The 12,273-nt window shown below is 72.9% G+C and carries 11 protein-coding genes; 8 read left to right on the top strand and 3 right to left on the bottom strand.

Annotated elements, in window-relative coordinates; all coding sequences use genetic code 11:
* Positions 1 to 12: 12 nt before the first annotated feature.
* The 3 genes from ACFPZN_RS09380 to ACFPZN_RS09390 all read right to left on the bottom strand — a co-directional run bounded on the left by ACFPZN_RS09380 (position 13) and on the right by ACFPZN_RS09390 (position 4,561).
* A complete protein-coding gene (locus tag ACFPZN_RS09380) occupies positions 13 to 1,170 on the bottom strand; it encodes an ABC transporter substrate-binding protein (RefSeq protein ID WP_378281438.1) in 1,158 nt (385 codons plus the stop codon).
* 68 nt (positions 1,171 to 1,238) lie between these two features.
* Positions 1,239 to 3,047 (bottom strand): thiamine pyrophosphate-binding protein, encoded by a 1,809-nt coding sequence (locus tag ACFPZN_RS09385; RefSeq protein ID WP_378281439.1) that lies wholly within the window; start codon positions 3,045 to 3,047, stop codon positions 1,239 to 1,241.
* On the bottom strand, positions 3,044 to 4,561 hold the full coding sequence (locus ACFPZN_RS09390) for an aldehyde dehydrogenase family protein (RefSeq protein WP_378281440.1): 1,518 nt from the start codon (positions 4,559 to 4,561) through the stop codon (positions 3,044 to 3,046). Before ACFPZN_RS09390 ends, ACFPZN_RS09385 begins: the two co-directional genes overlap by 4 nt.
* 347 nt (positions 4,562 to 4,908) lie before the next feature.
* Here ACFPZN_RS09390 and ACFPZN_RS09395 point away from each other — a divergent pair, with 347 nt between their 5' ends.
* The 8 genes from ACFPZN_RS09395 (at position 4,909) to ACFPZN_RS09430 (ending at position 12,211) form a co-directional block, all read left to right on the top strand.
* Positions 4,909 to 5,700 (top strand): IclR family transcriptional regulator, encoded by a 792-nt coding sequence (locus ACFPZN_RS09395; protein WP_378281441.1) that lies wholly within the window; start codon positions 4,909 to 4,911, stop codon positions 5,698 to 5,700.
* Positions 5,701 to 5,760: 60 nt separating this feature from the next.
* Positions 5,761 to 6,954 (top strand): CaiB/BaiF CoA transferase family protein, encoded by a 1,194-nt coding sequence (locus tag ACFPZN_RS09400; RefSeq protein ID WP_378281442.1) that lies wholly within the window; start codon positions 5,761 to 5,763, stop codon positions 6,952 to 6,954.
* 50 nt (positions 6,955 to 7,004) lie between these two features.
* On the top strand, positions 7,005 to 7,793 hold the full coding sequence (locus ACFPZN_RS09405) for a citryl-CoA lyase (RefSeq protein ID WP_378281443.1): 789 nt from the start codon (positions 7,005 to 7,007) through the stop codon (positions 7,791 to 7,793).
* 154 nt (positions 7,794 to 7,947) lie between these two features.
* A complete protein-coding gene (locus ACFPZN_RS09410) occupies positions 7,948 to 9,312 on the top strand; it encodes an MFS transporter (RefSeq protein WP_378281444.1) in 1,365 nt (454 codons plus the stop codon).
* Positions 9,309 to 10,094 (top strand): N-acyl homoserine lactonase family protein, encoded by a 786-nt coding sequence (locus tag ACFPZN_RS09415; protein WP_378281445.1) that lies wholly within the window; start codon positions 9,309 to 9,311, stop codon positions 10,092 to 10,094. The genes ACFPZN_RS09410 and ACFPZN_RS09415 overlap by 4 nt, the downstream gene beginning before the upstream one ends.
* A 29-nt stretch (positions 10,095 to 10,123) precedes the next feature.
* Positions 10,124 to 10,567, top strand: a complete 444-nt coding sequence (gene aroQ / locus ACFPZN_RS09420) for a type II 3-dehydroquinate dehydratase (protein WP_378281446.1) — start codon at positions 10,124 to 10,126, stop codon at positions 10,565 to 10,567.
* Positions 10,564 to 11,418, top strand: coding sequence for a shikimate dehydrogenase (locus tag ACFPZN_RS09425; protein WP_378281447.1), 855 nt, complete (start codon positions 10,564 to 10,566; stop codon positions 11,416 to 11,418). The genes aroQ and ACFPZN_RS09425 overlap by 4 nt, the downstream gene beginning before the upstream one ends.
* A gap of 106 nt (positions 11,419 to 11,524) precedes the next feature.
* A complete protein-coding gene (locus ACFPZN_RS09430; protein WP_378281448.1) occupies positions 11,525 to 12,211 on the top strand; it encodes a DUF899 domain-containing protein in 687 nt (228 codons plus the stop codon).
* Positions 12,212 to 12,273: the final 62 nt, after the last annotated feature.

The following is a 12,273-nucleotide window of genomic DNA, read 5'->3' on the forward strand; positions in this document are numbered from 1 at the left end:
TCTCTTCTCCGGTCAGCCCTCGGCCTGGACGAGCTTGCCGTTCTTGATGAGCCCGATACTGGTCGCCTTGATGCCGACGCCCGTCTCGTCGTAGACGAAGTCGCCCAGCAGCCCCCGGTGCCGCACGGCCCGGATCGCGTCGGCCAGCTTCTTCCCGGTCGCGACATCGCTGTTCTTGAGCGCGGTCAGCATGATCTGGGCGCCGTCGTAGGCCTTGGCGCCGTGCATCTCGGCCTCCTCGTTGAAGGCGGCCTGGTAGGCGGCGGCGAACTTCCTGGCGGCCTCGCCGATGTCGTTGCTGAGGTAGGGCGAGCTGACGATGGTGCCCTCGGCGTTCTTGGCGCCGGCGGTGTCGATGAAGACGGGGGTGCCCTGCGGGGCGGCGCCGGCGAACGGGACGGTGATGCCGAGGTCGCGCGCCTGCTTGACGATCAGCCCGGACTCGACCTCCTCGGCGCCCAGGAAGACGACCTCGGGCCCGGCCTGCCGGATCTTGGTCAGCTGGGCGCTGAAGTCCTTCTGGTCGATGGTGACGACCTCGTCGGCGACCGGCTTGACGCCGCGGTCGGCCAGCGCCTTGCTGAACGCGTCGTGCTCGCCCTTGCCGTACGCGCCGTTGTTGGTGATCAGCGCGAACTTCTTCATCTTCTCGGTGTCGGCGAGGTGCTTGGCGAGCGTCTCGTCGTAGGTCGTGCTGGTGGGGCCGTTGAGGAAGAGGTAGGGGCTCTTGAGCGCCACCATGCCCGGGGACTGGCCCGAGGCGATGTTGGGGATCTCGAACTGGCGCAGCACGGGCGCCATCGCGATCGTGACGGCGCTCTCGGCGGTGCCGAGCATCGCGATGTACTTCTGGCTGGCGATCTTGCGGGCGATGTTGGTGCCGACGGTCGGGTCGCCCTGGTCGTCGAAGACGTCCAGCTGGATCCTGCGCCCGTTGATGCCGCCGGCCTTGTTCCACTCGTCGACGGCGAGTTTGACGCCCTTGTGCTCCCACTTGCCCAGCGAGCTCAGCTGGCCGCTCTGGGCGTTGACGACGGCGATCTTGATCGGTCCGGAGCCGCCGGAACCGGAGTCCTCCGACTCGCCGGGGGCGCCGCAGGCGGCGGTCAGGCAGGCCGCCAGCGCACCGGCGGCCAGGGCGGAGAGACGGAACCTGGACAGGTTGAACATGAGCGTCACCTCGGGGGGTGGGGGTTGCGGAAGGCGGCGGGGGACGGCGGCGGTGCGGGAGAACGGGGTCAGGCGCGGGGCGGTTCGCCGGGGAAGGCGCCCTGGTAGATGTCGTTGATGTTCCAGTGCCCGGGTGTGGGCACCGGCTCGTTGACCATGGGGACGTCCAGCACCGCCGGGCGCCGCCGGGTCACGGCCGATCGCAGTGCGGTGCCCAGCTCCCCGGGGGCGGAGATCTCGTAGCCGTCGGCTCCGCAGGATCGCGCGAGGGCGGCGAAGTCGGGGCTGTAGGGGCGGCCGTCGGGGTCGTGGAACTCGCAGCCGTAGGCGGCGCCGAAGTTGGCCGCCTGCAGGTCGGCGATGGTGCCGTGGGCGCGGTTGTTCATCACCACGAAGATCACCGGCAGGCCCTGCTCGACGGCCATGGGCAGCGCCGGGAGCTGGGCGCTCATCCCGCCGTCGCCGATCAGCGCGACGACGACGCGGCCCGGCCGGGCGATCTGGACGCCGATCGCGGCCGCGGGCCCGAAGCCCATGGTGGACGCGCCGCCGGGCGTGATGAACCGGCCCTCGGCGGGCAGCTCGTAGCACTGGGCGACGCCGTTCTTGTTCCAGCCCACGTCCGTCACGAGGATCGCGTCGTCCGGCAGGGCGTCGCGCAGGTCGCGCAGGATGCGCTCGGGCCTGAGCGGGAAGTCGTCGGCGCGGCCCCGCTCGCGGCTGCCGGCGAACAGCTCGGTGCGCGCGGTGCGGATCCGCTCGCGCAGCCCCGGCCGGGTGAGGGGTTCGGGCCGGGCCGAGCGCACCGCCGCGGCGATCGCCTCGACCGCCCGCGCGACGTCGGCGACGGCGCCGACCTCCACGGGGTGGTTGCGGCCGATCTCGGCCGGGTCGATGTCGATCTGGACCAGGCGGCCCTGCCCCTGCCCGGGGCCGAGGTTCCAGGTGAACCGCGGGTCCCAGGAGCTGGCGTCGGTCTCGGCGAACCGGGTCGCCAGCGCCAGCACCACGTCGGCGGTGCGCGCGTAGTCGTTGGTGGTGCGCAGTCCCCAGAAGCCCGGCATGCCCAGCAGCAGGGGGTGGTCGTCGGGGACGGCGCCCTTGCCCATCAGCGAGTGCGCGATCGGGATGTCCAGGTGCTCGGCGAGCGACAGCAGCGCGGCGCGTCCGGGCCCGCCGCGCAGGCCCCCGCCGAGGTAGATCAGCGGCTGCCGGGCCCCGTCCAGCAGCGCGGCGATCCGTTCGGCGACCGGGGCGGGCAGGTCGGGCCCGGACGTGCTCGCCGGGAGCGGGCGCTCCTCGCCCGGAACGGGCCGGGAGAACAGGTCCATCGGGACGTTCAGCAGCACCGCGCCGGGCCGGCCGCTCGTCGCCGTCCAGAAGGCCCGCTCGGTGAACCGGCCCAGGTCCTCGGCGCGGTGCACGTGCCAGGCCCGCTTGACGAACGGGCGGTAGATCGCGGTCTGGTCGGCGTCGGCGTGCAGGTTCACCTCCTGGTGCGGATGCCGGCCGTGGTAGTAGGAGGGCACGTCCCCGGAGATCGCGATCAGCGGCACCGAGTCCAGCGCGGCGGTCGCCACCCCCGTGACGGCGTTCATCATCCCCGGCCCGACGTGCACCAGCAGCACCCCGGGGCGGCCCGACGCACGGGCGTAGCCGTCCGCGGCGTGCGCGGCCGCCTGCTCGTGCCGCGCGATGACGAAGGTGATCGGGCTGCGGCCCAGCGCGTCCAGCAGCGCGATGTTGGTGTGCCCGCAGGTGCCGAACACGTACTCGACGCCGTAGGACTCCAGCTGGCGGACCAGCGCCTCGGCCGCGGTGACCGCCGCGGCGCGGCCGAGGGACTCGCCGTCGTGGGCGCGGGTGTCGACGGTCATCGGGCGTTCTCCTCGTCTCGGGGCAGGTCGCTTGATCCGCGCGCTCCCCAGAGGGAGACGCCGCGCAGCATCAGGGTCTTGACGACGGTGTAGTCGTCGATCATGCAGCCGGGGGACTCCCGGCCGAAGCCCGAGTCCTTGACGCCGCCGAACGGGACGTGGTCCAGCCGGTAGTTGGAGGAGCCGTTCACCACCAGCCCGCCGACCTCCAGATCGCGCCAGGCCGTGATGATCCGCTCCAGGTCGCGGGTGAAGATCCCGGCCTGCAGCCCGTACCGGCCGGCGTTGCAGCGCTCGATCGCCTCGGGGAGGCCGTCGAAGGGCAGGACCGCGACCAGCGCCCCGAAGACCTCGTCGGTCACGACCGCGGCGTCGTCGGGCGGCCCGGCGACGATGGTGGGGGCGGCGGTGGCGCCGTCGCGCTCACCGCCGAGCACCAGCCGGGCACCGGCCGCGGCGGCCTCGGCGCTCCAGCGCACGACGCGTTCGGCGGCCTCCTCGTCGACCATCGAGCCGACGTCGGTGGCCGGGTCGAGCGGGTCGCCGACCTTGAGCGCCGCGACGGCGGCGGTGAAGGCGTCCAGGAACTCCTCGAAGCGGGGGCGGTGCACGTACACCCGCTGCACCGAGATGCAGCTCTGCCCCGAGTTGGTGTACCCGGTGCGGGCGCAGACCCGCGCGGCGGCGGCGATGTCGGCGTCGTCGCAGACGATGGTGGCGGCGTTGCCGCCCAGCTCCAGGACCAGCCGCTTGGCGCCCGCCGCCCTGGCCACCGCCGCGCCCGTCGCGGCGCTGCCGGTGAAGCTGATGACGCTCACCTCGCCGGCCGCGCACAGGGCCGAGCCGACCTCGCCGCCCCCGTGCAGGAGCTGCACCGCCTCGACCGGCATCCCGGACTCGACCAGCAGGGCGACGACGGCGGTGGAGGCGGCCGGGGCCTGCGGCGGGGCCTTGACGATCGTGGTGTTGCCCGCGGCGAAGGAGGCGCCGAGCTTGTGCGCCAGCAGGTTGGCCGGGGCGTTGAACGGCGTGATCGCCAGGGCCACGCCCGCCGGGGCGCGGTAGGTGAACGCGGTGTTCCCGATCCCCCGGTCCCAGCCCGCCACCGGGAGTGTCTCGCCGCCGATCCGCCGGGCCTCGGCGGCGCACACCGCGAAGGTGTCGGCCACCCGGTCGATCTCGCCGCGCCCGTCCTTGAGGGGCTTGCCCAGCTCCAGGGCGAGGAGGCGGGCCAGCTCGTCCCGGCGCTCCAGGGCCGCGGCCGAGGCGCGTTCGAGGATCTCGGCGCGGGAGGCCGGGGCCAGGCCCGCCACCGTCCGCGCGGACGTGCGGGCATAGGCCCGGACGGCGGCGACGTCCTCGGGGCCGGCGGACGGCGCCCGGCTCACGAGCCGCCGCGAATACGGTCCGATTCGTTCACTCTGCGGACCATCGGTGACCCAGCCGCCGGCCACCAGAGCCGCCGCCTGTACCGCTGCGGCCTCGGGATCGGCGGCAAGAACCGGGTTCGGCATCAACTTCCTCCTGGACCGCTAAACGGTTCATCAGGCCCACTTCGCGGACCTGCGAGCCAACGTAAGGGCACCCGCCGCCCCTGACAAGGCCCCTCTCGCCGGAACTTGCGCCCGTCCGCGGGCCGCGGGCGGTCCGCACGACGGTGAAGGCCAGGAAGGATCGTCTCTAATGTTCGAACCAGTGAGTTAGTTATAGGTGACCTGGCTCACAGACGGAAGGGCGAGCGGAGGTTTTTCTGGACCCGCACCTCCCTCTGCACCGGCTGACGGTCCAACTAGACCGCCATGCGGACTGTGTGTAACGTACGAATCCGGGAGACCACCAGAGCCAGGGAGAGCGAACGCCTGTGAGTCCAGCGAGGAAGCCCGAGGCCGAACCGCCGGCCGACGCCCAGGGCGTGCGCAGCGTGCAGCGGGCCGTGGAGATCCTGTCGCTGCTGAGCGAGGAACGGCCCGTGGTGACGATCCGCGACATCGTCACCGCCACCGGCCTGGCGAAGACCACCGTCATCCGGCTCGTGCAGACCCTGGAGCACAACGGCCTGCTCTGGGCGACCCCCAACGGCTACCTGCCGGGCCCCGGGCTGTGGCGGTGGGCCCACCTGGCCCGCAGCAGCTGGGAACTCCCGCCCGAGACCCGCAAGATGATGCGCGACCTGGGCGCGCGCAAGCGGGAGACGGTCAACCTCTACATGCTCCGCGACATCTACCGGGTCTGCGTGGCACAGCAGGAGAGCCCGCAGCCGCTGCGGCACGTCGTCCACGTCGGCGACGAACTCCCCCTCTGGGCCGGCGCCTCGTCCAAAGTGCTGCTGCGGGACGCGCCCGAGGGGCTGCTCGCCCGGATCGCCGTCTCCTCCCCCTACGGCGAGGGCCACGTCCGCCGCCTGCGCGAGTGGATCGACGAGGCGGCGCACCGCGGCTGGGCGGTCAGCCACGGCGAGCGGGAGGACGGGCTGTCCGCCGTCGCCGTCCCGGTCCTGGGCCGCTCCGGCAAGGTGGTCGCCGCGCTGTCCCTCAGCGGCCCCACCGTGCGCTTCACCGACGACCAGGTCGAGCTGTTCGCGGCGGACCTGCGGCAGGTGGCCAAGGAGATGTCCGAGCGCGGCTTCGACCACCCGCTCGCCCCCGCGCACTGATCCCGCCGATCACGTAGGAACGCGCGCGCCGCCGCGGCGCGCCACCGAAGGAGCAAGCGCATGCAGGAGCGACCGCTCAGCGGCATCCGGGTCCTCGACCTGACCAACGTGCTCGCCGGACCCTACTGCAGCTACCAGCTGATGCTGCTCGGCGCCGAGGTCGTCAAGGTCGAGACCCCCGGGCAGGGCGACCTGGCCCGCAACCTCGGCCCCGACCCCGAGCTGAACCGCGCGGGCCTCGGCGCGTCGTTCCTCGCCCAGAACGCGGGCAAGAAGTCGCTCGAGATCGACCTCAAGGCCCCGGCGGGCCGGGCCGCCTTCGAGGACCTGGTGCGCGGCGCCGACGTGCTGCTGGAGAACTTCCGCGCCGGCGTGCTCGACCGCCTGGGCTTCGGCTGGCCCCGCCTGCGCGAGCTCAACCCCCGGCTCGTCTACTGCGCCGTCTCCGGATTCGGCCAGACCGGCCCCATGAGCCAGGCCCCCGCCTACGACCAGATCATCCAGGGCCTCTCGGGGATGATGAGCGTGACCGGGACCAGGGAGACCGCGCCCCTGCGCGTCGGCTTCCCGGTCTGCGACACCGTGGGCGGGCTCGCCGCCGCGCTGCACATCTGCGCCGCCCTGGCCGGCCGGGCGTCGACCGGCCGGGGCACCTTCCTGGACGTCTCCATGCTGGAGGCCGCGGTCTCCGCCATGGGCTGGGCGGTGTCCAACTACCTGGTCAGCGGGGTGCCGCCGGAGCCGATGGGCACCCAGAACGCCACCTCCGCCCCGTCCGGCACCTTCGAGGCCGCCGACGGCCCGCTGAACATCGCCGCCAACCGGCAGGAGCAGTTCGAGACCCTCTGCGCGATCCTGGACCGCCGCGACCTGCTCGACGACCCCCGCTTCGCGGACCGGGAGGCCCGCAAACTCCACCGCGAGGAACTCGACGGCGAGCTCAACACCGTCCTGCGTCGCCGTACCGCGCGGGAATGGGAGGAGACCCTCGGAGCGGCCGGGGTGCCCGCGGCCCGGGTCGCCGAGGTCCCCCAGGCGGTCGAGCTGGAGCAGCTGCGCCACCGCGGCTTCTTCACCGACCTGCCCTTCCCGGACGGGTCCGGGAGGACCCTGCGGGTGGCCGGAAGCGGCGTCCTCCATGACGGCGAGCCCCTGCGTCCCGCCGCCCCGCCCCCGCTGCTGGGCGAGCAGAACGGCGAGCGCCGGGAGCTGGCGGCGCGCTGGAACGGCACCGAGACGGCCGTCACCCCGTGAGACCGCACCCGTGAGACCGCACCCATGAGCCGGCACCGTGAGGAGCTTCCGTGACCGAGATCGACCCGACGGGGGCCGTGGCCGGCTGGTGGGCCACCGCCGTCTCCCGGATGGAACCCGGCGTCATCGAACTGCGCGGCCGTCCCGTGCAGGACCTCATCGGCACCACCGGCCTCAGCTCGATGATCTGGCTGATGCTGCGCGGCGACCTGCCGGACCCGCGGCAGGCCGGGCTGCTGGAGGCGGCCCTGGTCGCCGCGGTCGACCACGGCCCGCAGGCCCCCTCCATCGCCATCGCCCGCATGGCCGCCACCTGCGGCGTCGGCCTCAACAGCGCGGTCGCCAGCGCGGTCAACACGCTGGGCGACAGCCACGGCGGCGCCGGCGAGCAGTGCGTCCGGTTCCTGGACGGGATCCTCGAAGCGGAGGCCGCCGGCGCCGACCTGCCGGCCGCCGTCGAGCGGGCCGTCCGCCAGGGGCCCCGCTACGTCCCGGGCTTCGGCCACCGGTTCCACCCGGTCGACCCGCGCCGCGACCCGCTCCTGGGCCTGGTCGAGAGCGCCGTCCAGGACGGTGTCGTGCCCGGGGACCATCTCCGCGCCGGCCTCGCGGTCGAGGCGTACCTCGCCGCCAAGGGCGACAGGCCGATCCCGATGAACATCGACGGCGCCACCGCCATCATCTACGCCGAACTGGGCTTCCCCGCGCCCCTGGCCCGCGGCCTGTTCGTCCTCAGCCGCAGCATCGGGATCCTCGCCCACGCCTGGGAGGAGACCCAGCAGGGCCGCCGCAACAAGGGCCCGATCCCCCGCTCGATCCTGCCCGCCCGGCTGCCCTGACGGGCGTCCGGCGCGGCCCCGGCGCGGCGTCGTCCGAGGTGAACGTCGCTCTGACCTCTTGACATGTGATGCCGCGCACCATGAACATACGTGACGGCCCGATTAATTAACTATCTAGTTCGTACTAACGGGCTCTCACCCCGAGGAGCATCACGTGCGCGACCACCCGACCGCCGGCACGGCGGGAACCCCCGAGGGAGGCCAGCCCCGCAAGGCCGCGCTGGCCGCCTGGATCGGCAGCGCGCTGGAGTACTACGACTTCTTCATCTACGGCACCGCCGCGGCGCTGGTGTTCGGCAAGATCTTCTTCCCCGACTCCGACCCGGCCGCCGGCACCCTGCTGGCGCTGGCCACCTTCGGCGTCGGCTACCTCGCCCGCCCGGTCGGCGCGTTCGTCCTGGGGCACGTCGGGGACCGGTTCGGCCGCAAGAAGGTGCTGGTCTCCACCGTCATGCTGATGGGCGCGGCGACCTTCCTCGTCGGCTGCCTCCCAACCTACGGCCAGGTCGGCCTGCTCGCACCGGTGCTGCTGGTTCTGCTGCGGCTGGCCCAGGGCTTCTCGGCGGGCGGCGAGCAGGCCGGCGCCAACTCCATGACCCTCGAGCACGCCCCCTCGCACCGCCGCGCGTACTACACCAGCTTCACCCTCAACGGCACCCAGGCCGGCCAGATCCTGGCCACCGCGATCTTCCTGCCGGTCGCCGCCCTGCCCGAGGACCAGCTGCTGAGCTGGGGCTGGCGGGTCCCGTTCTGGCTCAGCGCGATCGTCATGGTGGTCGCGTACGGCATCCGCCAGAAGCTCGCCGAGACCCCCGTGTTCGAGCAGGAGGCCGCCCAGGGCGCCGTCGCCGGGCTGCCGCTGGCCGTCCTGCTGCGCGACCACTGGGCCGACGTGCTGCGCGTGATGGTCGCCGCCGTCATCGCCTCGGTCAGCACGATCTTCACCGTCTACGCCCTCTCCTACGCGGTCAACACCATGGACCTGGAGAAGACGCCCATGCTGTGGGTCGGCGTCCTCGCCAACGCCGCGGCGCTGGTCGCGCTCCCGCTGTTCGGCAGGCTCGCCGACAGGATCGGGCGCAAGCCCGTGTTCATCGGCGGCTCGCTGGGCTGCGCGGTCCTGATGTTCGCCTACCTGTGGGCCATCTCCGCCGGGAACTACCCGCTGATCTTCCTGGTCGGCATCCTGATGTTCGGCGTCGTGCACAGCGCCACCGGAGCCGTCTGGCCCGCCTTCTACGGGGAGATGTTCAGCGCCCGGGTCCGGCTGTCGGGCACCGCCATCGGCACCCAGATCGGCTTCGCCATCGCCGGGTTCGCCCCGAGCATCGCCGGCGCCATCGCCGGGGACGGCCCCGGCGCCTGGCTCGGCGTCTCGATCATCACCGCCGTGCTGTGCCTGATCAACATCGCCGCCGTCGCGACCGGCCGCGAGACCTACAAGGTCCCCACCGACCAGCTCGGCGTCCGCCCCGCGCCCGCCGCCCCGGCCGCCCCCTCGCTCGCGGAGCGGGCATGACCGGGGACGCCTTCCAGGTGTACGCGCTGCGTTACGCGCACCGCGACGGGAAGCGCGGCCAGCACTTCCACGGCTACGACGAGCGCTGGGACGAGCCGCACCCGACCGCCTACTACATCTGGCTGGCCGTCTCCGACCGGCACACCGTCGTCATCGACGCCGGGATCGCCCCGGACCAGGCCGGCCGGCTCGCCGGGATCGACTACCACGCCTCGCCGGTGACGCTCCTGGCCGACCTGGGGGTGGCCGCCGGATCCGTCGGCCACGTCGTCCTGACCCACCTGCACTACGACCACACCGGGACGGCCGCCGCGTTCGAGAACGCCCGCTACGTCCTCCAGCGCGCGGAACTCGACTACTGGACCGGGCCGTGGGCGCGGCGCGTCGAACGGGAGCGCTGGCTGGTCAACGACGACGACCTCGCCCACCTGCGCGGGGAGCGGGACCGGGTGCGGCTGGTGGACGGGGACGCCGACGTGGTGCCCGGCCTGAGCGTCCACCTGGTCGGCGGCCACACCGCCGGCATGCAGGTGGTGCGCGTCCGCACCGGCCGCGGCCACGTCGTCCTGGCCTCCGACGCGAGCCACTTCTACGAGAACCTCGAGGACGACCGCCCCTTCGCGATCCTGCACAGCATGACGGGCATGTACGGCGCCTTCGACCGGATCAAGGAGCTGGCCGGCGGCCCCGGACTGGTCGTGGCCGGGCACGACCCCGAGGTGCTCGAACGCTTCCCGCCGCCGTCCGAGCCCTTCCGCGGGCGGATCGCACGCATCGCCTGAACACCACGCCACAGATATCGGGGACCCCAATGCAACCGACCGTTCTCGTCCTGAACGGCCCCAACCTCAACCTGCTCGGACAGCGCGAACCCGAGCTGTACGGCACCGTCACCCTGGCGGAGATCGAGGCCAGATGCCGCACCGTCGCGGCCGGACACGGCCTGGGCGTGGACTTCCGCCAGAGCAACCACGAAGGGGCGCTGGTGGACGCCGTCCAGGAGGGCGCCGCCGGCATCGTGATCAACCCGGCCGCGTACGCGCACACGTCCATCGCGCTGCGCGACGCGCTGGCCACCGCCGGGGTCCCGATCGTCGAGGTGCACCTGACCAACCTCCACCGCCGCGAGGCGTTCCGGCACACCTCCCACACGGCCGCCATCAGCGACGCCGTGATCTGCGGCGCCGGCGCGCACGGCTACGAGCTGGCCCTGCTCCACCTGGCCGCGCTGCTGGACGGGGAGCGGCCGGCATGAGCGGGCACCTGATCGGCCTGATCGGCTCCGGCATCGCCACCTCGCTCAGCCCCGCCCTGCACGAGCGCGAGGCCGACCACCACGGGCTGCGCTACCTCTACAAGATCATCGACATCGCCGAGCTCGGCGTGGACGCCGGTGCCGCGGGCGACCTGGTCCGCACCGCCCGCCGGCTCGGCTACACGGGGCTCAACATCACCCATCCCTGCAAGCAGACCGTGATCGAGCACCTCGACGAGCTGTCCCCGGACGCCGCCCGGCTCGGCGCCGTCAACACCGTGACCTTCGAGGGCGACCGCGCCATCGGCCACAACACCGACTGGACCGGCTTCGCCGAGTCCTTCGCCCGGGGCCTGCCCGACGCCGCCGCGCACCGGGTCGTCCAGCTCGGCGCCGGCGGCGCAGGCTCCGCGGTGGCGCACTCCCTGCTGACGCTCGGCGCCGACCGGGTCACCCTGGTCGACGCCCGCGCCGACCGCGCCGAATCACTCGCCGCCGAACTCACCGAACGCTTCGGCCCCGGACGCGCCCACGCCGCGGCGCCCGCCGACCTGGAGTCCTCGCTCCGGCACGCGGACGGCCTGGTGAACGCGACACCGGTCGGAATGGCGGCGCACCCGGGATCCCCGGTCCCCGGCGAACTGCTCCGCCCGGACCTCTGGGTCGCCGACGTCGTCTACCGCCCGCTGCGCACCGAACTCCTCGGCCGGGCCCGCGACATCGGCTGCCGCACCCTGGACGGCGGCGGCATGGTCGTCTTCCAGGCGGCGCACGCCTTCCGCCTCTTCACCGGCCTGTCCCCCGCCACCGACCGCATGCTCGCCCACCTGTCCGCCCTGATCACAGCCTGACCACGGCGGGCAGGGCGCCGATGAGTTCCGCGGGCTCGCCGGGTCTACCTCGTCGGAAGGTGCCTACCGGCACGCAAACGATACGCAGGTGGGGAGAGATGCCGACGTGACCTCCAAACCACTGCCGCCGGTCGTCGACGAGCAGAGCTGGCGCGGCCGGCTCGACGAGTTGCGCGCCCGTGAGAAGGCCGCCACGAGGGAGCTCGATGCCATCGCCGCCCAGCGGCGGAGGCTGCCCATGGTGCAACTGCCGGACTACACCCTGGAGGGGCCCGGCGGCCCCGTCCGGCTCGTCGACGTCTTCGACGGAAAGTCCCAGCTGATCGTCTACCACCACATGTGGAACCCCGGTCAGGAGTGGCAGTGCCCGGGGTGCACCGGGTTCACCTCCCAGTTCTGGAAGCTGGAGTTCCTCGACGACTACGACGCCCGCTTCGTCATCGTCACCCAGGGACCGATCGAGGAGGCCCTGGCGTACAAGCGGCGGGTCGGGAACGCGATGGACTGGTACTCGACCGCCGGCAGCTCCTTCGGCGGCGACATGGACGCGCCGCCGGGGGGCGGATTCGCGGTCAACGTCTTTCTCCGCGACGGCGACACCGTCTACCGCACCTGGCACACCAGCGGCCGCGGCACCGAGCAGCTGAGCCACACGTTCCCGCTCATCGACCTGCTCCCCTACGGCCGGCAGGAGGAGTGGCAGGACGTCCCGGAAGGCTGGCCGCAGGCGCCGACCTACAGCCATTGGTGGAGCTCGGAGCAATACACCCGATACGGCGAGGACGCGCACTAGGCGAAGGCCGGTCCCCGGCGAGACGGGCGGACGAAACGAGGAGATGCGCGGTGTCTCGTCCG

This window comes from Actinomadura rugatobispora, from assembly GCF_042656285.1.
Lineage (GTDB): Bacteria > Actinomycetota > Actinomycetes > Streptosporangiales > Streptosporangiaceae > Spirillospora > Spirillospora rugatobispora.